The 21,607-nt window shown below is 65.7% G+C and carries 14 protein-coding genes; 10 read left to right on the plus strand and 4 right to left on the minus strand.

What is annotated here, in order from left to right:
• Positions 1–147 precede the first annotated feature (147 nt).
• Both MKAN_RS13765 and gltB read right to left on the minus strand, forming a co-directional pair.
• Positions 148–1,614: a glutamate synthase subunit beta gene (locus tag MKAN_RS13765; RefSeq protein ID WP_023368910.1), complete on the minus strand. Its 1,467-nt coding sequence runs from the start codon at positions 1,612–1,614 to the stop codon at positions 148–150.
• Entirely contained in the window at positions 1,607–6,202 is a 4,596-nt protein-coding gene (gltB, locus tag MKAN_RS13770; protein WP_023368911.1) for a glutamate synthase large subunit, read from the minus strand. Before gltB ends, MKAN_RS13765 begins: the two co-directional genes overlap by 8 nt.
• Before the next feature lie 1,203 nt (positions 6,203–7,405).
• Here gltB and MKAN_RS13780 point away from each other — a divergent pair.
• Positions 7,406–8,449, plus strand: a complete 1,044-nt coding sequence (locus MKAN_RS13780; RefSeq protein ID WP_080674075.1) for a MinD/ParA family ATP-binding protein — start codon at positions 7,406–7,408, stop codon at positions 8,447–8,449.
• Between the two features lie 12 nt (positions 8,450–8,461).
• Here the strand turns inward: MKAN_RS13780 and MKAN_RS13785 are convergent, their stop codons facing one another.
• Positions 8,462–8,881 carry an SRPBCC family protein gene (locus tag MKAN_RS13785; RefSeq protein WP_023368914.1) on the minus strand — a complete coding sequence of 140 codons (420 nt, stop codon included), beginning with the start codon at positions 8,879–8,881 and terminating at the stop codon, positions 8,462–8,464.
• 240 nt (positions 8,882–9,121) lie between these two features.
• Positions 9,122–9,409 (minus strand): WhiB family transcriptional regulator, encoded by a 288-nt coding sequence (locus tag MKAN_RS13790; RefSeq protein WP_023368915.1) that lies wholly within the window; start codon positions 9,407–9,409, stop codon positions 9,122–9,124.
• 467 nt (positions 9,410–9,876) lie between these two features.
• Here MKAN_RS13790 and espM point away from each other — a divergent pair, with 467 nt between their 5' ends.
• From espM to eccCb, 9 genes are all read left to right on the plus strand, one after another.
• Entirely contained in the window at positions 9,877–10,980 is a 1,104-nt protein-coding gene (espM, locus tag MKAN_RS13795; protein WP_023368916.1) for an ESX-1 type VII secretion system transcriptional regulator EspM, read from the plus strand.
• 233 nt (positions 10,981–11,213) lie between these two features.
• Positions 11,214–12,518, plus strand: coding sequence for an EspA/EspE family type VII secretion system effector (locus tag MKAN_RS13800; protein ID WP_023368917.1), 1,305 nt, complete (start codon positions 11,214–11,216; stop codon positions 12,516–12,518).
• 77 nt (positions 12,519–12,595) lie between these two features.
• Positions 12,596–12,907: an ESX-1 secretion-associated protein gene (locus tag MKAN_RS13805; RefSeq protein ID WP_023368918.1), complete on the plus strand. Its 312-nt coding sequence runs from the start codon at positions 12,596–12,598 to the stop codon at positions 12,905–12,907.
• A 1-nt stretch (position 12,908) separates the two neighbouring features.
• Positions 12,909–13,760: an ESX secretion-associated protein EspG gene (locus MKAN_RS13810; RefSeq protein ID WP_036395102.1), complete on the plus strand. Its 852-nt coding sequence runs from the start codon at positions 12,909–12,911 to the stop codon at positions 13,758–13,760.
• 38 nt (positions 13,761–13,798) lie between these two features.
• On the plus strand, positions 13,799–14,341 hold the full coding sequence (locus MKAN_RS13815; RefSeq protein ID WP_023368922.1) for a secretion protein EspH: 543 nt from the start codon (positions 13,799–13,801) through the stop codon (positions 14,339–14,341).
• A gap of 3 nt (positions 14,342–14,344) precedes the next feature.
• Positions 14,345–16,066 carry a type VII secretion AAA-ATPase EccA gene (gene eccA, locus MKAN_RS13820; RefSeq protein WP_023368923.1) on the plus strand — a complete coding sequence of 574 codons (1,722 nt, stop codon included), beginning with the start codon at positions 14,345–14,347 and terminating at the stop codon, positions 16,064–16,066.
• A gap of 3 nt (positions 16,067–16,069) precedes the next feature.
• Positions 16,070–17,512 carry a type VII secretion protein EccB gene (gene eccB, locus MKAN_RS13825; protein WP_023368924.1) on the plus strand — a complete coding sequence of 481 codons (1,443 nt, stop codon included), beginning with the start codon at positions 16,070–16,072 and terminating at the stop codon, positions 17,510–17,512.
• Positions 17,512–19,749 (plus strand): type VII secretion protein EccCa, encoded by a 2,238-nt coding sequence (gene eccCa, locus MKAN_RS13830; protein ID WP_023368925.1) that lies wholly within the window; start codon positions 17,512–17,514, stop codon positions 19,747–19,749. Before eccB ends, eccCa begins: the two co-directional genes overlap by 1 nt.
• Entirely contained in the window at positions 19,746–21,518 is a 1,773-nt protein-coding gene (gene eccCb, locus MKAN_RS13835) for a type VII secretion protein EccCb (RefSeq protein ID WP_023368926.1), read from the plus strand. The genes eccCa and eccCb overlap by 4 nt, the downstream gene beginning before the upstream one ends.
• The last annotated feature ends 89 nt before the right edge of the window (positions 21,519–21,607 follow it).

Here is a 21,607-nt window from a genome sequence, read left to right on the forward strand (position 1 = left end):
ACTCCCTGCGATCGGACAACTCGGGCGGAACTCCACAACGCATCGCTGTGACGGAGCCCACAGAGCCCCATTAGACACCCGCCGTCTGGCAAACAGCGAGCGACGCGCCGAGCAATCAACGGCGTGTTTCTGGTGTTGCTGGTGTGACTATTGAAGCGGCGCAGCGGTCGGCTTGATCGGGGCCGGAAGCGCGGTGGCGCCCATCAGATAGCGGTCCACACCGGCGGCTGCGGCCCGGCCTTCGGCAATCGCCCACACGATCAACGACTGGCCCCGGCCCATGTCACCGGCCACGAATACACCCGGAACCGATGTTTCGTAGTCGTCGCCGCGCGCCACGTTTCCGCGGTCGGTGAACTCCACCCCGAGGTCGTTGAGCAGACCGGGCTTTTCCGGACCGACGAATCCCATCGCCAGCAAAACCAGATCCGCCTCCAGTTCGAAGTCCGATCCTTCGACCTTGACGAACTTGCCGTCCTGCATGACCACCTCGTGCGCCTTGAGCGCCGTCACGTGCCCGTCGTCACCGACGAATTCCTCGGTGTTGACCGAGAACACCCGCTCGCCGCCCTCTTCATGGGCCGCCGAGACCCGATACATCAGCGGGTAGGTCGGCCACGGGGTCGAGGGTGCCCGGCTGTCCGGCGGGCGCGCCATGATCTCGAACTGGTGGACGTTGACCGCGCCTTGGCGATGCGCGGTACCCAGGCAGTCGGCCCCGGTGTCGCCACCGCCGATGATGACGACCTTCTTGCCCTTGGCGGTAATCGGCGGCTGCCCATCGGGTCCCAGGACGTCATCACCCTCTTGGACCCGATTGGCCCACGGCAGGTATTCCATCGCCTGGTGGACGCCATCGAGATCACGGCCGGGAACGGGCAGCTCGCGCCAGGCGGTGGCGCCACCGGCCAGCACCACCGCGTCGAACTCGGCGCGCAGCTGCTCGGCGGTGATGTCGACCCCGACATTGACGCCGGCACGGAACTCGGTCCCCTCGGCCCGCATCTGCTCCAGCCGCCGATCGAGGACACGCTTTTCCATCTTGAACTCGGGGATGCCGTAGCGCAGCAGGCCGCCGATCCGGTCCTCGCGCTCGAAGACGGTCACTGTGTGGCCAGCACGGGTGAGCTGCTGAGCGGCGGCCAGGCCGGCCGGGCCCGAACCGACGACGGCAACCGTCTTGCCGGTCAGCGTGTGTGGCGGCAGTGGCTCAACGAAGCCTTCCTCGAAGGCATTGTCGATGATCTGCAGCTCGATCTGCTTGATGGTCACGGGATCCTGGTTGATCCCGAGCACGCACGCCGGCTCGCACGGCGCCGGACACAGCCGACCGGTGAAGTCCGGAAAGTTGTTGGTGGCGTGCAGCCGTTCGATCGCGTCGCGCCAACGACCCTGGCGCACCAGGTCATTCCATTCCGGGATCAAGTTGCCCAGCGGACAGCCGTTGTGGCAGAAGGGAATACCACAGTCCATGCATCGGGTCGCCTGCTGACGCAACGTCTCGTTGTCGAACTCCTCGTACACCTCTTTCCAGTCGCGCAGGCGCAGTGGAACAGGTCGCCGCTTCGGCAATTTCCGGTGTGTGTACTTGAGGAAGCCGGTCGGGTCAGCCATGCGCAGCCGCCATGATCGCCTTGTCCACATCCACTCCGTCGCGTTCGGCCTCGGTGATGGCTTGCAACACCCGTTTGTAGTCGCGGGGCATGACCTTGACGAAATGCCGCTGCTGCCCATGCCAGTCAGCCAGAATGCGCTGGCCGACCGGGGAATCGGTGGCATCGACGTGCGCCGCGATGATGCCCTGCAGGAAGTCCGCATCATCGGTGTCGAGCGTTTCGACGTCGACCATCTCGGTGTTCAGGTTGTCGGGTAGCTCGCCGTGCGGATCGTAGACATAGGCGATCCCGCCCGACATACCGGCGGCGAAGTTGCGGCCGGTACGACCCAGGATGACGACCCGGCCGCCGGTCATGTACTCGCACCCGTGATCGCCCACGCCCTCGACCACGGCATGCGCACCGGAATTGCGGACCGCGAACCGTTCACCGACCACGCCGCGCAGGAAGACCTCGCCGCTGGTGGCGCCGAACAGGATTACGTTGCCCCCGATGATGTTGTCTTCGGCGACATAGTCCGGCGGCGCGTTGTCCGACGGCCGCACCACGATCCGGCCACCGGACAGTCCCTTGCCAACGTAGTCGTTGGCGTCGCCGTAGATGCGCAATGTGATCCCCTTGGGCACAAACGCACCAAAGCTGTTACCGGCCGACCCTTCGAATGTGATGTCGATGGTGCCGTCCGGCAAGCCTTGGCCACCATAGGCTTTCGTCACCTCGTGGCCGAGCATGGTGCCCACCGTGCGGTTGACGTTGCTGATAGTGGTCGAAAAACGAACGGGTGAACCGGAATCCAGCGCCTCGCGGCTCATCACGATCAGCTGCTGATCGAGCGCCTTGTCCAGGCCGTGATCCTGTCGCGAACTGCAGTACAGGTCCTGGTTCATGAACGCCGACTCGGGCTCATGCAATACCGGCGTCAGATCCAGGCGGTGCGCCTTCCAGTGGGCCCGCGCCAGGGTGGTGTCCAGCGATCCGACCTGGCCGACGGCCTCGTTGAAGGTGCGGAAGCCCAACTGCGCCATGTATTCCCGCACTTCTTCGGCGATGAACATGAAGAAGTTCTCCACGAATTCGGCCTTGCCGGTGAACCGTTCCCGCAGTACCGGGTTCTGGGTGGCCACGCCGACCGGGCAGGTGTCCAGATGGCACACCCGCATCATGATGCAGCCGGCCACCACCAGCGGCGCGGTGGAAAAGCCGAATTCCTCGGCGCCGAGCAACGCCGCGATCATCACGTCACGACCGGTCTTGAGCTGGCCGTCCACCTGGACCACGATCCGGTCGCGTAATCCGTTGAGCAGCAACGTCTGCTGTGTCTCGGCCAGGCCCAATTCCCACGGCGCGCCGGCATGCTTCATCGACGTCAGCGGGGTCGCCCCGGTACCGCCGTCGTGCCCCGAGATCAGGACCACGTCGGCGTGCGCCTTGGAGACACCCGCGGCCACGGTGCCGACGCCGTTTTCGGAGACCAGCTTGACGTGCACCCGCGCGGACGGGTTGGCGTTCTTCAGGTCATAGATCAGCTGCGCCAGATCCTCGATGGAGTAGATGTCGTGATGCGGCGGCGGTGAAATGAGGCCCACCCCTGGCGTGGAATGCCGGACGTCGGCCACCCACGGGTAAACCTTGTGACCCGGAAGCTGGCCGCCCTCACCGGGTTTGGCGCCCTGGGCCATCTTGATCTGGATGTCGGTGCAGTTGGTCAGATAGTGCGAGGTGACACCGAAGCGGGCCGAGGCGACCTGCTTGATGGCGCTGCGGCGCCAATCCCCGTTGGCATCGCGCTCGAAACGGCGGACGTCCTCGCCGCCTTCACCGCTGTTGGAGCGGGCACCCAGCCGGTTCATCGCGATCGCCAGCGTCTCGTGCGCCTCCGCGGAGATCGAGCCGTAGCTCATCGCCCCCGTCGCGAAGCGCTTGACGATCTCGCTGGCGGGCTCGACCTCCTCCAGCGGCACCGGGGGCCGCACGCCCGCGCGGAACTTGAGCAGACCACGCAATGACGCCATCCGCTCGCTCTGGTCGTCGACCAGCCGGGTGTACTCCTTGAAAATCTTGAATTGCCCGGTCCGGGTGGCGTGCTGCAGCTTGAACACGGTCTCGGGGTTGAACAGGTGGTACTCGCCTTCCCGGCGCCACTGGTACTCCCCGCCCACTTCGAGCTCGCGGTGTGCCCGTTCGTCCGGCCGGTCCAGGTAGGCCAGCGAGTGGCGACTGGCAACGTCTGCGGCGATGTCGTCCAGCGTGATGCCGCCGGTGGGGCAGGTCAGCCCGGTGAAGTACTCGTCGAGCACGTCCTCGGAGATGCCGACAGCCTGGAACAATTGCGCGCCGGTGTAGGACGCCAGCGTCGAAATGCCCATCTTGGACATCACTTTCAGCACGCCCTTGCCCGCGGCCTTGATGTAGTTGTTGAGCGCCTTCTTACGGTCGATACCGTCCCCGAGGCCTTCCAGGGCGCCCCGGTCGAGCATGTCTTCGATCGACTCGAAGGCCAGGTAGGGGTTTACCGCGGCGGCCCCGCAGCCCAGCAGCATCGCCATGTGGTGAACCTCGCGGGCGTCACCGGATTCCACCACCAGGCCCACATGGGTGCGGGTCCGTTCGCGCACGAGGTGGTGGTGCACCCCGGCGACGGCGAGCAGCGACGGTATCGGCGCCAGCTTCTCGTCGGAGTTGCGATCGGACAAAATGATGACTCGCGCACCGTCAGCGATCGCCGCCGACGCCTGAGCACGCACCTCGGCCAGTGCGGCCGCCAGTCCGGCACCACCCTCGGCAACCGGGTACAGACACCGAATGACCTTGGACCGCATGCCGTGTGGACGTCCGTTGACCTCGGTGTCCGGGTCGAGGTTGATCAGCTTGGCCAGCTCGTAGTTACGCAGGATCGGCTGCGGCAGCACGATCTGGTGACAGGAGTTCTCGTCCGGGTTCAGCAAGTCCCGCTCGCCGCCGGTGGTGCCCTGCAGGCTGGTCACCACCTCCTCACGGATGGCGTCCAGCGGTGGGTTGGTTACCTGGGCGAACAATTGATGGAAGTAGTCGTACAGCATCCGGGGACGCCGGGACAGCACGGCGATCGGCGTATCGGTGCCCATCGAACCGATCGGCTCCGCACCGGTCCGGACCATGGGCGCCACCAGCAGGTTCAGTTCCTCGTAGGTGTAACCGAAGGTCAACTGCCGCACCACCAGCCGATCGTGGGGCATCCGCAGGTATTTGCCCGCCGGTAATGCGTCCAGCGGAACCAGGTTGCGGTCCAGCCATTCCTGATAGGGATGCTCGGCTGCCAGTTCGGCCTTGATCTCCTCGTCGGAGACGATGCGGCCTTGCGCGGTGTCGACCAGGAACATCCGGCCCGGCTGCAACCGCATCCGGCGGACCACCGTCGACGGGTCGAGATCCAGCACGCCAGCCTCGGAGGCCATCACCACCAGGCCGTCGTCGGTAACCCAGATCCGCGACGGTCGCAGGCCGTTGCGGTCCAGCACCGCGCCCACGACGGTGCCGTCGGTGAACGTCATCGACGCCGGGCCATCCCACGGCTCCATCAACGAAGCGTGGTACTGGTAGAACGCCCGGCGCGCGGGGTCCATGCTCTCGTGGCGTTCCCAAGCCTCGGGAATCATCATGAGCACCGCGTGGGCCAGGCTCCGGCCACCCAGATGCAGCAGCTCCAGGACCTCATCGAAGCGGGCGGTGTCCGAAGCACCGGGGGTGCAGATGGGAAACAGCTTCTGCACGTCGGCTTCCGACCCGAAAATGTCGGTTTTGACCAACGCCTCGCGGGCGCGCATCCAGTTCTCGTTGCCGGTGACGGTGTTGATCTCGCCGTTGTGGGCGATGCGCCGGAACGGATGCGCCAGCGGCCAGGACGGGAAGGTGTTGGTGGAGAACCGCGAGTGCACGATACCCAGGGCGCTGGTCAGCCGGTCGTCCTGCAGATCGAGGTAGAACGCCTTGAGCTGCGGCGTGGTGAGCATGCCCTTGTAGACGAAGGTCTGGCCGGACAGGCTGGGAAAGTAGACGGTCTCCCGGCCGGGACCGTCCTGGCCGGGGCCTTTGGTGCCGAGTTCATGCTCGGCACGCTTGCGAATTACGTAGGCACGGCGCTCCAGCGTCATGCCGGAGGCACCCGCCATGAAAACCTGACGGAAGGTGGGCATCGCGTCGCGGGACAGGGCACCCAGGGACGAGTCGTCGGTGGGCACGTTCCGCCAGCCCAGCACGTGCAAGCCCTCGGCCTCGGCGATCTTCTCCACCGCAGCGCAGGCAGCTGAAGCATCCTTGGACGACTGCGGCAAGAAGGCAATACCGGTGGCGTAACTACCCGGAGCCGGCAACTCGAAGTCGACGACTTCTCGCAGGAACGCGTCCGGCACCTGAATGAGGATGCCCGCGCCGTCGCCGCTGCGCGGCTCGGCGCCGGCGGCACCGCGATGTTCGAGGTTGAGCAGCGCAGTAATCGCCTTGTCCACAATGTCGCGGCTACGCCGGCCGTGCATGTCGACGACCATGGCTACCCCGCACGAATCGTGTTCGAATGCGGGGTTGTATAGCCCGACGCGCTTGGGCGCCATACCCACCTAACCCTTCAGCAGACTTTCCTGCGCGGCCTAACCAGCAGCTCCGACGGCGCCATGCCGTGACGTTGCGGGCGTTGACCCCTCCGGTCTTGTCGATAGGCTGTCCGTCCAGCGGAATGATCAGGCCGGGGATTCGTCCGTGCAGCGCTGAACGGTGCCCCGGTACCGATCTCGACAAGTCGTAAAACGATATGACAATACCCGCCTGACATGCCAACTTCCTCAATGGTAACCCGCCCGCCGGCCGTGCCGTAGGTGCCGCGGGACCGGCCTCCGACGACATCCTCACCTGCCGTTTTGGGACCGCGAACCCGTACCGTCGCCCGTCTCCGAAGTGCTGCCGGTGGCCACAGTAACTACTTAGACCAATTTGCTGGCGAGGCCGGCCAGCACTCACAACCGCCATGGTTAGGCGCTCGCACAGCCGTCACACCGGTAACACGCTCGCTGATAAAGCATGGCAGCCATGTTGCGGAAATTGCGGGGTCAGGCGTCGACGGCCCGAGGAAAGCGCTGCGGCAGTGACTGCGCGGCTCGCCGTCGAGTTTGCACAATACTAATAGGAGTCTAAAACCGGCCGTGACAGGCCGGGCGAGAACGAGCCTGGTCCAGCAGGTGAGCCAGCCGGACCGGTGCTCGATACTAGGACGGATACTGGTCGGTGTCCGGCGTTGGTAGTCCGACTCGACTGAGGAGCTTATGAACGAGCGCGACGAATTCCTCCGGGACCGGATGCGGCCGGCTCGGCCCGCCGCCGCATCCGGCAGCAGCCAGACCGGTTCGCAGTCCGGAGTTCCGCATTCGGCGCCCTCGCGGGCCTCGGTGGCTCCTCCTCGCGCGTCTGGGCCGCATCCAGCCGCCCCGCCGCGCCCACCGACATCTCAGCCACCGCATCCCCCGGCGCCCCCGCAGCCGGCTGCTTCTCGCGTTTCCGGGCCCCATCCATCCGCGCCGCGCCCACCGACATCTCAGCCACCGCATCCCCCGGCGCCCATGCAGCCGCCGGCTGCTTCTCGCGGTTCCGGACCCCACCCACCCGCGCCGCGCCCATCGACATCTCAGCCACCGCATCCCCCGGCGCTCGCAGATGGCCCGACGGCGCCGCCACCGCCGGCTCCAGTCCAACCCACGCGCCTTACGGGACCGGCTCAGCCACGACCGGACATACCGCAATCCGCGACACCGCCGCACCAGCCGATGCGCCCGCTCGCGCCGCCTGATCCGGCGCGGAAGCCGCCGCAATCCGCACCATCCGATGTCCCGATTCCACCGAGGGTTCGGGCCGAGCGCGCCGTCATACCGGCAACCGGTTCCCGGGGTGGACCCGCCGACCACGGCTGGCGACGCCTCGTTCGGGTGGTGTCCTTCGGCCTGGTCAATCCCGGACCGTCCGCCGCGCAACGCGAGGCAGCCGATTTCGAAGCCGCCATACGAACCGCCCTACGCGGTAGCCACAAGGTCGGCGTCCTGGGCAAGGGCGGCGTCGGCAAGACCTCGGTCGCGGCCAGCATCGGATCCATTTTCGCCGAACTGCGGCAGCCGGACCGCGTGGTGGCGATCGACGCCGATACCGCCTTCGGCCGGTTGAGCAGCAGGATCGATCCGGCCGCACATGGGTCGTTCTGGGATCTGACCGCAGCCAAAGACCTGCCGTCGTTCGCCGACATAGTCGCTCGGCTGGGCCGTAACTCCGTGGGCCTGCATGTGCTACCCGGCGAACCTATGGCCGGGGCGCGCAGGGTGCTCGACCCTGCGATCTACCGGGAGGCCGTGCTGCGGCTGGACCGCCATTTCGCGATCTCGGTGATCGACTGCGGTTCGACGATGGACGCCCCACTGACCCAGGAAGTGCTGCGCGACCTCGATGCGCTGATAGTGGTGTCCTCGCCGTGGGCGGACGGCGCCTCCGCTGCGGCCAAGACCATGGAGTGGCTATCGGACCGCAGGCTGACGGATCTGTTGCGGCGCAGCGTCGTGGTGCTCAACGACTCCGATGGCCATTCCGACAAACGCACCCGCTCGGTGCTTGCCCGCGAGTTCGTCGAGCACGGGCAGCGGGTGGTCGAGGTGCCCTTCGATCCACATCTGCGGCCAGGCGGCGTCATCGACGTGCGCCACGAGCTGGCGCCGGCGACGCGGCTGAAATTGCTGCAGATCGCGGCGATCATCGTGGAGTATTTCGCATCGGGACCCGCCGAGCGCCGAGCCCCCCGCCCCGAGGCGGCGACGCCGGCGCACTGACCGCCGGCGGGCTCAGCCCGACTCGGCTGCCCGCTTCAGGCCGTCGCTTTCCATGTCGACATACGACCGAACCCGCGAACCCGCGGTGCGGCCGGCCAACCACGCCAATGGTCCGGTCATGATCAATTCGAGCGTGGTGCGCACCCCGTCCCCGTCTTCGTCGATGCGATGCACCGCCTCGACCGAAAGACCGGGCTGGGTTGCCACCCAGGTGAACGTGCGCATCGGCTGCAGTTTGGTGACCGTCCACACCATCGGTCGACCTTTCGGCTGGGTCACCCGGTACCGGCTGCCCACGGCCAATGGACCGGTTTCCAGGCGCTCGATCTCGCGCATGGACTTCGTCCAGGCCGGCCAACCCTCGACGTCGACGAGCAATTCCCATACCCGTGCAGCCGGCGCGTGCACGATTTCCTCACGTATGTACCGCATCCGCCACCTCCCTTTCGACCGGCATCATCGCACCGACGAGCCGGATGACTCCGGGTGGCCCGGAACGGTAGGCGGTCGAATCACGGTCAGGGCGGCCGTCTTTGCCGCTTGCCGGCGGGCAGCGCATAACGAAAACAGCGCGAGAAATCTTTCGATTTCTCGCGCTGTCTACGTGTGGCAACAACTGACCGCCCACCGCACCGCAGACCCCTCGAAGCAGCGGCTCGGATCGCGGCAGTCTTATGCCGATTGGGCGACCACCCGCTCGCGCACGGGGTAACCGTTGCGCTCAGCCAGCGACCGCAGCTGGCCCAGCGCGAACGCCCGGGCCCGGCCCGACTCAGGAATTACCACACCGGCCCAAAGACCTTCCGCGCCAGGGGATTCGACGGCGTCCCGGGCGCACGCCCAGCGCCGCGGGCAGGCCCGGCACATCGCCTTGGCCTCGTTGTCGGGTGTCGTTGTCCAGCGGTCGGGGTCCTGCGTGCAGACGCCCAGCGGGACCTCGTACAGAGCCGTTGCGGTCATATCGTTGCGCTCCTCTTAAAGCGTTGCAGGTCGGTCGCCTCCCGAGCAGTAGCGTATAGCACTAACCGTTGCAGTGCAACAGTTGGACCGGGCGGTCCCCGCCGAAGCGCGCTACGGCTACCCCGAGCGGTTCCTCCGGAAGTCGCCGATTAGTGCCCCCAACTGGCCTTACGTTCGGAAGGCGGGGTGATCCCGACGGCAGGCCGACATCCAAACCGCGCTAACCCATTGCGCAAACCGTTACGGCTTGCAATACTTCTGCGGGGTGGAACCGTAGCGTTTACCGCGGTTCCGCTGCAGCAGTACCCGGCGCCGACCCCCTGCGGCCATGGTCCGAAAAACGTAGCGAAAGCGTAGCGTTGGAAGGGCGCAACGGTTAGGATGGTGGTCGGCGGAAGGCGTGTCCTGCTGCCCGCACCAGTACCCGTCAGCCAGACGAGCCCCGGAAGAGCGAGGAAGCGACGCAGATGCCCAACGCCGATTCACCTGTCGGGCCGGCTCTGCTGGCCGCCCACAGCGGCGAACCGTCGCACGCGATCGCCCCCGACCGGGATGTCGTGACCATCGGTCGCACACCCCGAGCCGGCGTCCAGATTGATGATCCGGACGTTTCGCAGGCACATCTGCGCGCAGTGTCCGAAGATGGACCGTGGCGCATCCTCGGCAGCAGCCCGAGCGGTATGTTCGTCGACGGACGACGCAAAGGATCTGTGACCGTCAGCGACAAGACCATCGTCCGGTTCGGCGATCCCACTGGAGGCAAGGCGTTGACGTTCGAAGTCGTCAGGCCGTCGAATTCGCCTGAAGAGCAGCGCCGTGAACAACGACCGGCGGACCAGTCGGATGGCCAGTCCAGCGAACCCGATCCCGGCGTGGTCCGCGCCGGTGCGGCCGCGGCGGCAAGACGGCGTGAGCTCGACATCAGTCAGCGCAGCCTTGCAGCCGACGGGATCATCAATGCGGGCGCATTGATCGCCTTCGAGAAAGGCCGTAGCTGGCCGCGGGAACGGACCCGGGCCAAGCTCGAGGAAGTGCTGCAATGGCCGCCCGGGACCATCGCCCGGATCCGCCAGGGCGAGCCCGCCGGCCAGCCGGCGATATCGGCCTCCGAGGCAGATGCCGAGGCGGAGCCCGCCGAGGGCCCGGCATCGTTGATCGCGCAGGCGGTGGCGGCGGCCATCGATACCTGCAGCCTGGCCATCGCCGCGTTACCGCCGCCCGAGGACCCCGAGTTCACCGAGCGGGCAGCGCCGATCCTCGCCGATTTGCGCCAACTCGAGGCCATCGCCGTACAGGCGACTCGCATCAGTCGTATTACCCCCGAACTGATCAGGGCACTGGGCGCGGTGCGCCGTTACCACGACAAATTGATGACGCTGGGGGCCACCGCCCCGGGGGCCACGCTGGCGCAGCGTTTATATGCCGCGCGCCGGCGGGCCAATCTTTCCGCTTCCGAAACTGCACAGGCAGCCGGAGTGGCAGAAGAAATGATTGTCCGCGCCGAAGCCGAGGAAGCTTTGCCAGCCGAAGCCGCCGAGGCAATCGAAGCGCTTATCCGTCAAATCAATTGAGTCGACTCCGGGGGCCGTAACACAATGGAGCGCTCGAGTTCAATCGTCCGGGGAACGGCACCGTCGCCCGGTCGGCCGGTTATGCGGTCGCGTCGCGCGCCGCGCGCGAAATCGCCCGGCTCACCAAAAAATTCGTGCATCTACCGCCACCACAGCGCTGCTAAGCTCAACGTGCGGTGTAAAGGTGCACAAAAGTCAGTGCACAGGATCAGCGAGTGTGAGGAAAGACGTAAATGAAGGGCAGCGACCTTTGCAAGAACACCAGTAACTTCATTTGGGGCCAGTTGCTCTTGCTCGGCGAGGGCATACCTGACCCAGGTGATGTCTTCAACTCGGGCGCGACGCTGTTCAAGCAAATCAGCGACAAGATCGGGCTCGCCATTCCGGGCACCAACTGGATCGGCCAAGCCGCCGACGCCTATTTGAACCAGAACATTGCGCAGCAACTTCGCGCAAAGGTGATGGGTGACATCGACTCTTTGACCGGCAACATGATTTCGAACCAGGCCAAGTACGTGTCCAACACGCGCGACGTCCTGCGGGCGATGAAGAAGATGATCGACGGCGTCTACAAGGTCTGCAAGGGGCTGGAAAAGGTTCCGCTGCTGGGTTGGCTGTGGTCGTGGGAGCTCGCACTCCCGATGTCCGGCATTGCCATGGCTACCGTCGGCGGTGCACTGCTGTACCTGACGATCATGACGCTGATGAATGTGACCAACCTGAAGGGTCTGCTCGGCAGGCTCATCGAGATGTTGACGACCCTGCCCAAATTCCCGGGTCTGCCTCTCCCCAGCATCCCCGACATCATCGACGGCCTGTGGCCGCCGAAGCTGCCCGACATCCCGATCCCGGGCCTTCCCAACATCCCGGGCCTGCCGGACTTCAAGTGGCCGCCCGTCCCGGGCATACCGGACTTCAACTTGCCGATTCCGGGTCTGCCCGAGTTCGAGTGGCCGTCCATCCCGGGCCTGCCCGACTTCGGCTTGCCCAACCTGCCCGGTCTGCCCGGTCTGCCGAGCTTCCCCGGCTTGCCAATCCCCGGATTCCCGAACCTGCCCGGGCTGCCCAGCATCCCCAACTTGTTCCCCGGCTTACCGAGCCTGGGCGACTTGATCCCGGGAATCGGCAACCTCGGCAAGTTGCCGACGTGGACGGAGTTGGCCGCCCTGCCCGATTTCTTGGGCGGCTTCGCGGGCCTGCCCAGTCTCAGCTTCAGCGACCTGATGTCGTTTGCCCAACTGCCGAACGTCAGTTCGCTCACGGCAACGATGGGTCAGCTGCAACACCTGGTGGCAGCCGGCGGTGGGCCGGGTCAGCTCGGCAGCATGGCCGGCCAACAGGCGCAGATGATCTCCTCGCAGGCCCAGCAGGGCGGCCAGCAGCAACAGGCCACCCTCGTCAGCGACAAGAGGGAAGAAGACGAGGAAGGCGCGGCCGCTGGAGCCGGTGCCGAGCGCGCGCCGATCGACGCCGGAGCCGCCGGCGGCCAGCAGCGGCAGGGTCCTCCGCCCAGGCCCGCGCCGAGTGGGCTGGTTTGATGCGCCTGCCACATGAAAGCCAAGCGCACCAAAGCCATAGCGAGTAAAAAGAAGAACGTAGCGGAAAGGTCCACCCCATGACTGGAATACTCGGCGTCGTACCGTCCTTCCTGAAGGTACTGGCGGGTATGCAGAACGAAATCGCCGGCCAACTCAAATCGGCCACCTCCGTGGTCGGTGGAGTCAGCCAGCGAGTCCAAATCACCCACGGTTCGTTCACGTCGAAATTCAACGACACGCTGCAAGAGTTCGAGACGACCCGCAACAGCACCGGCACGGGCCTGCAAGGGGTCACCAGCGGGCTAGCCAACAATCTGATCTCGGCGGCCGGGGCTTACCTCAATTCCGACCAAGGTCTGGCCGGCGTCATCGACAAGATCTTCGGTTGATATGACCGGTCCGCTCGCTACCGGCCGCGCGGGCCTCGTCGACGACGTCGTCGGCGTCGAGGTCACCATCGATGGCATGCTGGTACTCGCGGACCGGTTGCACCTGGTCGATTTCCCAGTGGCGCTGGGCATCCGGCCGAACATCCCGCAAGACGATCTGCGGGAAATCGTCTGGGACCAGGTGCGGCGTGACCTCACCGCGCAAGGCGTGTTGGACCACAACGGCTACCCGCATCCGACGGTCGCCTCGATGGTGGACACCCTGAGCCGGCCGGACCGCACCCTCGAAGCTCGCTGGTGGCGCCGCGATGTCGGCGGCGTCATGGTGCGATTTGTGGTGTGCCGCAAGGACGATCGCCATGTCATCGCGGTGCGCAACGGGGACCTGCTGGTGCTACAGCTGGTGGCTCCGCAGGTCGGCCTGGCTGGCATGGTGACCGCTGTGCTGGGTACGGCGGACCCCGCGAGCGTGGAACCGCTGACGGGCATCGCGAGCGAACTGGCCGAGTGCACCACCGCTGCTCAGCTGACCCGGTACGGCTTGGCGCCGACCGCGGCCCGCATCTACACCGAGATCGTGAGCAATCCGGACAGCTGGGTGGAAATCGTCGCGAGCCAACGCCATCCGGGGGGCACGACGACGCACACCAAGGCAGCCGCCGGTGTTCTCGACTCGGCGCACGGCAGGGTGGTCTCACTTCCCCGCATCGTCAGCGGTGAACTGTACGGCAGCTTTCTCCCGGGCACGCCGCAGAACCTGCAGCTCGCGTTGGACGCCCTGGTGGAGCTTCTCCCCGCGGGCTCCTGGTTAGATCACGCCTCGGATCACACCCAAGCCTCCGCCCGAGGCTGACTGCTCAATCTCCGTCACGAGTCAGAAAGGGAGCCATAGTGGACCTGCCCGGGAACGACTACGTCAGCGACGATTTCGACGCCCTGGATTTCACCGCCGGCGCCGCCGAGGAATCCTCACTCGACGCGCTCGATGAGTACGCGCCGTCCGAGCCGGCGGACACCGGAGCCGACCTGGACGCCCTGCACGGGCTGACCGAGAAGGAAGAAGAGTCCGAGATCGAATCGTTCACGGTGACCAACCCGCAGGGCAGCGTGTCGGTCACGGCGATGATGGGCGGCATCATCCAGAAGATCACGGTGACTGACAAAGCGTCGCGCATGACCGAATCAGGGCTTGCCGAGGAGATCTTCGTCATCGCCGACCTGGCCCGGCAGAAGGCCCGGGCAGCCCAGCACACCTTCATGATGGAGAGCATGAATGAATTGGCGGGCGACGGAGAGGAGGCGAATGCCCTGCTTCGCGAGTTCGTGGGGATGACGCTGAATTTGCCGACACCCGAAGAAGCCGCCGCGGCCGAAGCCGAGGTGTTCGCCACTCGCTATGAGGTCGATTACACCTCTCGGTACAACGAACGGTGATACATGACTGATCGCCTGGCCGGTCTGTTCGAAAGTGCCGTCGGCATGCTGCCGTTGTCAGAGGCACGGTCGCTGGACCTGTTCACCGAAATCACCATTGACGACGAGTCGGCGTGCGACGCGTGGGTCGGCCGGATCAGATGCGGTGACCTGGACCGGGTAACACTGTTCCGGGCCTGGTATTCACGCCGGAACTTCGGCCGATTGGCGGGTTCGGCGCAGATCTCGATGAGCACCCTGGGCGCCAGAGTGCCCATCGGCGGCCTGTACGGAGATATCACCTACCCCGTCGCATCGCCACTGGCCATCACCATGGGTTTCGCCGCATCCGAAGCGGCCCAAGGCAATTACGCCGACGCCATGGAGGCCATCGAGGCCAGCGCCGTCGCCGGGTCCGAACATCTGGTGTCATGGCTCAAAGCCGTGATCTACGGCGCCGCCGAGCGGTGGACCGATGTGATCGACGAAGTCAAAAGCGGCGCCAAATGGCCGGACAAGTTCTTGGCCGGGGCCGCCGGGGTGGCGCACGGTGTGGCTGCGGCGAACCTGGGCTTGTTCACCGAAGCCGAACGCCGCCTCACCGAAGCCAACGACTCGCCGGCCGGTGAAGCATGCGCACGCGCCATCGCCTGGTATCTGGCCATGGCACGTCGCTCCCAGGGCAACGAAGACGCCGCGGTGGCGCTGCTGGAATGGTTGCAGACAACCCATCCGGATCCGAAAGTGTCAGCGGCGCTGAAGGATTCATCGTATCGTTTGAAGACGACGACGGCCGAGCAGATCGCCTCCCGCGCCGACCCGTGGGATCCGGGCAGCGTAGTGACCGACAACACCGGCCGCGAGCGGCTGCTGGCCGAAGCCCAGGCCGAGCTGGACCGCCAAATCGGACTCACCCGCGTCAAGGCCCAGATCGAGCGGTACCGCGCGGCGACCATGATGGCCCGGGTTCGGGCCGCCAAGGGGATGAAGGTCGCCCAGCCCAGCAAGCACATGATCTTCACCGGGCCGCCCGGTACCGGCAAGACCACGATCGCCCGGGTGGTGGCCAACATTCTGGCCGGTTTGGGCGTGATCGCCGAACCCAAGCTAGTCGAGACTTCGCGCAAGGACTTCGTCGCCGAATACGAAGGGCAGTCCGCAGTCAAGACCGCCAAGACGATCGATCAGGCCCTGGGCGGCGTGCTGTTCATCGACGAGGCCTACGCACTGGTGCAGGAGCGGGATGGGCGCACCGACCCGTTCGGGCAGGAGGCGATGGACACGCTGCTGGCCCGCATGGAAAACGACCGGGACCGGCTGGTGGTGATCATCGCCGGTTATAGTTCGGACATCGACCGGCTGCTGGAAACAAACGAGGGCCTGCGGTCCCGCTTCGCCACCCGCATCGAGTTCGACACCTACAGCCCCGAAGAGCTCCTGGAGATCGCGAAAGTCATTGCCAATGCCAATGATTCGACGCTGAGCGCCGAAGCCGCCGACGAGTTCCTGCGGGCCGCCAAAATGCTGCACGAGCGGACGTTGCGCGGCCGCCCAGCCCTCGACATCGCCGGGAACGGCCGCTACGCACGGCAATTGGTCGAAGCCGCCGAGCAATACCGGGACATGCGTCTGGCGCAGGGCATCGACATCGAATCTCTGGATGTGGACCGGCTGCAAGAGATCAACGGCGCAGACATGGCCGAGGCGATCGCCTCTGTGCATGCGCACCTCAACATGAGAGAGTGAACCATGGGGCTTCGCCTCACCACCAAGGTTCAGGTCAGCGGCTGGCGCTTCCTGCTTCGCCGCCTCGAGCACGCCATCGTGCGGCGCGACACCCGCATGTTCGACGACCCGCTGCAGTTCTACAGCCGTTCGGTCGGGCTCGGCATCGTCATCGCGGTCTTGATCCTGCTCGGGGCTGGGCTGCTGGCCTTCTTCAAACCCCAGGGAAAGCTCGGCGCCAGCAGCCTTCTCACCGACCGGGCGACCAACCAGCTGTATGTGATCGTGTCGGGACAGTTGCACCCCGTCTACAACCTGACCTCGGCGCGGCTGGTGCTGGGCAACCCGGCCAGCCCCGCCACCGTGAAGTCCTCGGAACTGAGCCGGATGCCGTTGGGTCAGACCATCGGGATCCCCGGCGCCCCTTACGCCACACCGGTTTCCGGGGACACCACCTCGACGTGGACCCTGTGCGACACCGTCGTCCGGCCCGGCGCCGCCTCCGCCGCGGTTCAGACGTCGGTCCTGGTGATGCCGTTGCTGATCGATTCGTCGATAAACCCGATCGAGGCCAACGAGGCAACGCTGGCTACCTACCAGGGTCAAACCTGGATCGTCACCGCCAAGGGTCGCCACTCGATCGACCTCAGCGACCGGGCCCTCACCTCCGCCATGGGGATCCCCGTCACCGCCCAGCCGGTCCCGATGTCGGAGGGCATGTTCAATGCCCTGCCCGCGATGGGCGCCTGGCAGCTGCCGCCCATACCCGGCGCGGGAACACCGAATACCCTTGGGCTACCGGATGATCTGGTGATCGGCTCGGTATTTCAGATCCACACCGACAAAGGGCCGCAATACTACGTGGTGCTGCCCGACGGCATCGCCGCGGTGAACGCGACAACGGCGGCCGCGCTGCGTGCGACCCAGTCGCACGGACTCGTGGCACCGCCGGCGGTCGTGCCGAGCCTGGTCGTGCGCATTCCCGAACGCGTTTACGACTCACCGCTGCCCGCCGAGCAGCTCAAGATCATGTCCCGGCCGGACGAACCCACCCTGTGCTGGATGTGGGAACGCCGAGCCGGAGATCAGTCGCCGAAGACGACGGTGCTGTCCGGACGGCATCTGCCGATCCCGCCGCCGGCCATGAACAGCGGTATCAAGCAGATCCAGGGCACCGCAACGGTGTACATCGACGGTGGCAAGTTCGTCCAGTTGCAGTCCCCGGATCCCCGCTACGGCGAATCGATGTATTACATCGACCCGGAGGGGGTGCGGTACGGGGTCCCCAACGCCGATTCCGCCAAGGCACTGGGCCTGGGTTCCCCGAAAACCGCTCCCTGGGAGGTGGTTCGGCTGCTGGTTGACGGGCCGGTGCTGTCCAAAGACGCTGCCCTGTTGGAGCACGAAACGCTTCCCGCCGATCCGAGTCCACGAAAAGTTCCCGCCGGAACACCCGGAGCCCCCTGATGACGACGAAGAAATTTACCCCGACCATCACTCGCGGCCCGCGGCTGACCCCGGGCGAGATCAGCCTCACGCCGCCCGACGATCTCGGTATCGACATTCCGCCCTCGGGCGTGCAGAAGGTGCTGCCCTACGTGATGGGTGGCGCCATGCTCGGCATGATCGCGATCATGTTCGCCGGCGGTAGGCAGCTGTCGCCCTACATGCTGATGATGCCGCTGATGATGATCGTGATGATGGTCGGCTCCCTGGCCGGGGGTTCCGGCGGCGGTGGCAAGAAGGTGCCGGAAATCAACGCCGACCGCAAGGAATATCTGCGTTACCTGGCCGGGCTCCGCGGTCGGGTGACGTCCTCGGCCACCTCACAGGTGGCGTTCTTCGGCTACCACGCCCCGCATCCCGACGATCTGCTGTCGCTCGTCGGCACCCAGCGGCAGTGGTCGCGGCCGGCGAACAGCGACTTCTACGCGGCCACCCGGATCGGCATCGGCGACCAGCCGGCGGTGGATCGATTGCTGAAACCGGCCGTCGGCGGCGAATTGGCCGCGACCTCCGCGGCACCGCAACCGTATCTCGAGCCGGTCAGCCACATGTGGGTGGTCAAGTTCCTGCGCACCCATGGGCTGATCCACGACTGCCCGAAACTGCTGCAGTTGCGCACCTTTCCCACGATCGCGATCGGCGGTGCGCGGCCGGGCGCCGACCGGCTGCTGACGGCCATGATCTGCCATCTGGCGGTGTTCCATCCGCCGGACCTATTGCAGATCCGGGTCCTCACCGACGATCCGGAGGACCCCGATTGGTCCTGGCTCAAATGGTTGCCGCACGTTCAGCATCAGACGGATACCGACGCCGCCGGGCCGGTCCGGATGATCTACACGCGCCCGGATGGTCTGGCCGACCTGGCCGCGCGCGGGCCGCACGCTCCCGACACGCTTCCTACCGGCCCCTATGTCGTCGTCGTGGACCTCACCGGCGGCAAGGCCGGTTTCCCGCCCGACGGCCGGGCCGGTGTCACGGTGCTCACCCTGGGCAACCACCGCGGCTCGGCTTACCGCATCCGGGTCGCCGAGGACGGGACCGCTGACGACCGGCTGCCGGGCCAGCAGTTTCGCCTGGTGACCTCGGTCGCCGACAGCATGTCACCGCAGGAAGCGGCCCGTCTTGCCCGCAAGCTGGCCGGCTGGTCGATCACGGGCACGATCCTGGACAAGACGTCACGCGTCCAGAAGAAGGTCGCAACCGAATGGCATCAACTGGTGGGCGCCAAGACCGTCGAGGAGATCACCCCCTCCCGCTGGCGGATGTACACCGACACCGACCGTGATCGACTCAAGATTCCCTTCGGCCACGAACTCAAGACCGGCAACGTCATGTACCTGGATATCAAGGAGGGTGCGGAGTTCGGCGGCGGGCCGCACGGGATGCTGATCGGCACCACAGGGTCCGGGAAATCCGAATTTCTGCGGACGCTGATCCTGTCGTTGGTGGCCATGACCCACCCGGATCAGGTCAACCTGCTGCTCACCGACTTCAAAGGCGGCTCGACATTCCTGGGAATGGAAAAGCTTCCGCACACCGCCGCCGTCATCACCAACATGGCCGAGGAAGCCGAGCTGGTGAGCCGGATGGGCGAGGTGTTGACCGGCGAACTGGACCGCCGCCAGTCGATTCTGCGCCAGGCCGGGATAAAGGTCGGCGCGTCCGGCGCCCTTTCCGGAGTCGCCGAGTACGAGAAATACCGGGAACGCGGGGCCGATCTTCCACCATTGCCAACACTTTTCGTGGTCGTGGACGAGTTCGCCGAGCTGCTGCAAAGTCATCCCGACTTCATCGGCCTGTTCGACAGGATCTGCCGGGTGGGCCGATCGCTGCGGGTGCACCTGCTGCTGGCCACCCAGTCGCTGCAGACCGGCGGTGTTCGCATCGACAAGCTGGAACCCAACCTGACCTACCGAATCGCGTTGCGCACCACCAGCTCTCATGAGTCCAAGGCGGTGATCGGGACTCCGGAAGCGGTCTACATCACCAACAAAGAGAGCGGTGTCGGGTTCCTGCGGGTGGGCATGGAAGACCCCGTCAAGTTCAGCACCTTCTATATCAGCGGGCCGTATGTTCCGCCGGCGGGGGTCGACGCCAATGGCGACGGCAGCAAGGCCGGTCCGCAGATTCCCAAGCAGGCCTTGCGAATCCGACCGTTCACCGCGGCCCCGATGCTCGAGGAGGCCTTGACGTCGTGACCAATACCGAGACACGCACGTTGCGCGAGGTCATCCTGGACCAACTCAGCACCGCCGAGTCGCGGGCGTACAAGATGTGGCTGCCACCGCTGACCGATCCCACACCGCTCGACGAGCTGGTCGCCCGCGACCGGCGCCAACCGCTGCGCTTCGCCCTGGGTATCATGGACGAACCGCGCCGCCACCTCCAGGACGTCTGGGGAGTCGACGTATCCGGCGCCGGCGGGAACATCGGTATCGGCGGCGCACCGCAGACCGGGAAGTCCACCTTGCTGCAGACGCTGGTGATGTCGGCGGCTGCCACCCACTCACCGCGCAATGTCCAGTTCTATTGCATCGACCTCGGCGGCGGCGGTCTGATCTATCTGGAAAACCTGCCGCACGTCGGCGGGGTGGCCAGCCGCTCCGAGCCCGACAAGGTCAACCGCGTGGTCGCCGAGATGCAATCCGTGCTGCGGCAACGAGAAACCACCTTCAAGGAACACCGGGTGGGCTCTATCGCCATGTACCGGCAGCTGCGTGACGATCCGAACCAGCCCGTCGCGGCCGACCCTTATGGTGACGTATTTCTGATCATCGACGGGTGGCCGGCCTTCGTCAGCGAGTTTCCCGACCTTGAATTGCAGGTCCAGGACCTGGCGGCACAGGGGCTGTCGTTCGGTGTGCACGTGATCATCTCGACGCCGCGGTGGACGGAGCTGAAGTCACGGGTCCGTGACTACCTGGGCACCAAGATCGAGTTCCGACTCGGCGACGTCAACGAAACCCAAATCGACCGGATTGCCCGGGAGATCCCGGCGAATCGTCCGGGCCGGGCAGTGTCGATGGAAAAGCACCACTTGATGATCGGGGCGCCCAGGTTGGATGGGGTGCACAGCACCGAGAACCTGGTGGAGGCGATGACCGCGGGGGTCGCGCAGATCGCGGCCCAGCACACCGACCAGGCGCCGCCGGTCCGGGTCCTGCCCGAGCGGATTCACCTGTACGAGCTCGACCCGAACCCGCCCGGGCCGGAGTCCGATTACCGCACTCGCTGGGAGATCCCGATCGGGTTGCGCGAGACGGACCTGTCGGTGGCACACGCGCACATGCATTCGAACCCGCACCTGTTGATCTTCGGTGCGGCCAAGTCCGGCAAGACCACCATTGCCCACGCCATCGCCCGGGCTATCTGTGCCCGCAACAGTCCCGATCAGGTGCGATTCATGCTCGCGGACTACCGCTCGGGCCTGCTTGACGCGGTGCCCGACAGCCACCTACTGTCCGCCGGTGCGATCAACCGCAACAGCGCAAGCCTGGACGAGGCGGTCAAGGCCCTGGCAGTCAACTTGAAGAAGCGGCTGCCGCCCACCGACCTGACGACGGCACAATTGCGCTCGCGTTCGTGGTGGAGCGGATTCGATGTCGTGCTCCTGGTCGATGATTGGCACATGATTGTGGGTGCCGCCGGCGGCATGCCCCCAATGGCACCACTGGCACCGTTATTGCCGGCTGCGACAGATATCGGGCTGCACATCATTGTGACCTGCCAGATGAGCCAGGCATACAAGGCGACCATGGACAAGTTCGTGGGCGCAGCATTCGGGTCGGGCGCCCCCACAATGTTCCTTTCGGGCGAGAAGCAGGAATTCCCGTCGAGCGAGTTCAAGGTCAAGCGGAGGCCCCCTGGCCAGGCATTTCTGGTCTCACCGGAAGGCAAAGAGGTCATCCAGGCCCCCTACATCGAGCCTCCAGAAGAAGTGTTCGCAGCACCCCCAACCCCCGGTTAAGATTATTTCAATCGCGGCGAGGAGGTCCCGAGACCGCGGTAATCGGAGCCCAGCGCGGTGCTCATCGTCGGGGTTTGTTTCCGGCTATA

This window comes from Mycobacterium kansasii ATCC 12478, assembly GCF_000157895.3.
Lineage (GTDB): Bacteria > Actinomycetota > Actinomycetes > Mycobacteriales > Mycobacteriaceae > Mycobacterium > Mycobacterium kansasii.

Coding starts and splice junctions, on each gene's coding strand:
- MKAN_RS13765 (WP_023368910.1), bottom strand. CDS start 1,614: ATGGCTGACCCGACCGGCTTCCTCAAGTACACACACCGGAAATTGCCG.
- gltB (WP_023368911.1), bottom strand. CDS start 6,202: ATGGCGCCCAAGCGCGTCGGGCTATACAACCCCGCATTCGAACACGAT.
- MKAN_RS13780 (WP_080674075.1), top strand. CDS start 7,406: ATGCGCCCGCTCGCGCCGCCTGATCCGGCGCGGAAGCCGCCGCAATCC.
- MKAN_RS13785 (WP_023368914.1), bottom strand. CDS start 8,881: ATGCGGTACATACGTGAGGAAATCGTGCACGCGCCGGCTGCACGGGTA.
- MKAN_RS13790 (WP_023368915.1), bottom strand. CDS start 9,409: ATGACCGCAACGGCTCTGTACGAGGTCCCGCTGGGCGTCTGCACGCAG.
- espM (WP_023368916.1), top strand. CDS start 9,877: ATGCCCAACGCCGATTCACCTGTCGGGCCGGCTCTGCTGGCCGCCCAC.
- MKAN_RS13800 (WP_023368917.1), top strand. CDS start 11,214: ATGAAGGGCAGCGACCTTTGCAAGAACACCAGTAACTTCATTTGGGGC.
- MKAN_RS13805 (WP_023368918.1), top strand. CDS start 12,596: ATGACTGGAATACTCGGCGTCGTACCGTCCTTCCTGAAGGTACTGGCG.
- MKAN_RS13810 (WP_036395102.1), top strand. CDS start 12,909: ATGACCGGTCCGCTCGCTACCGGCCGCGCGGGCCTCGTCGACGACGTC.
- eccA (WP_023368923.1), top strand. CDS start 14,345: ATGACTGATCGCCTGGCCGGTCTGTTCGAAAGTGCCGTCGGCATGCTG.
- eccB (WP_023368924.1), top strand. CDS start 16,070: ATGGGGCTTCGCCTCACCACCAAGGTTCAGGTCAGCGGCTGGCGCTTC.
- eccCa (WP_023368925.1), top strand. CDS start 17,512: ATGACGACGAAGAAATTTACCCCGACCATCACTCGCGGCCCGCGGCTG.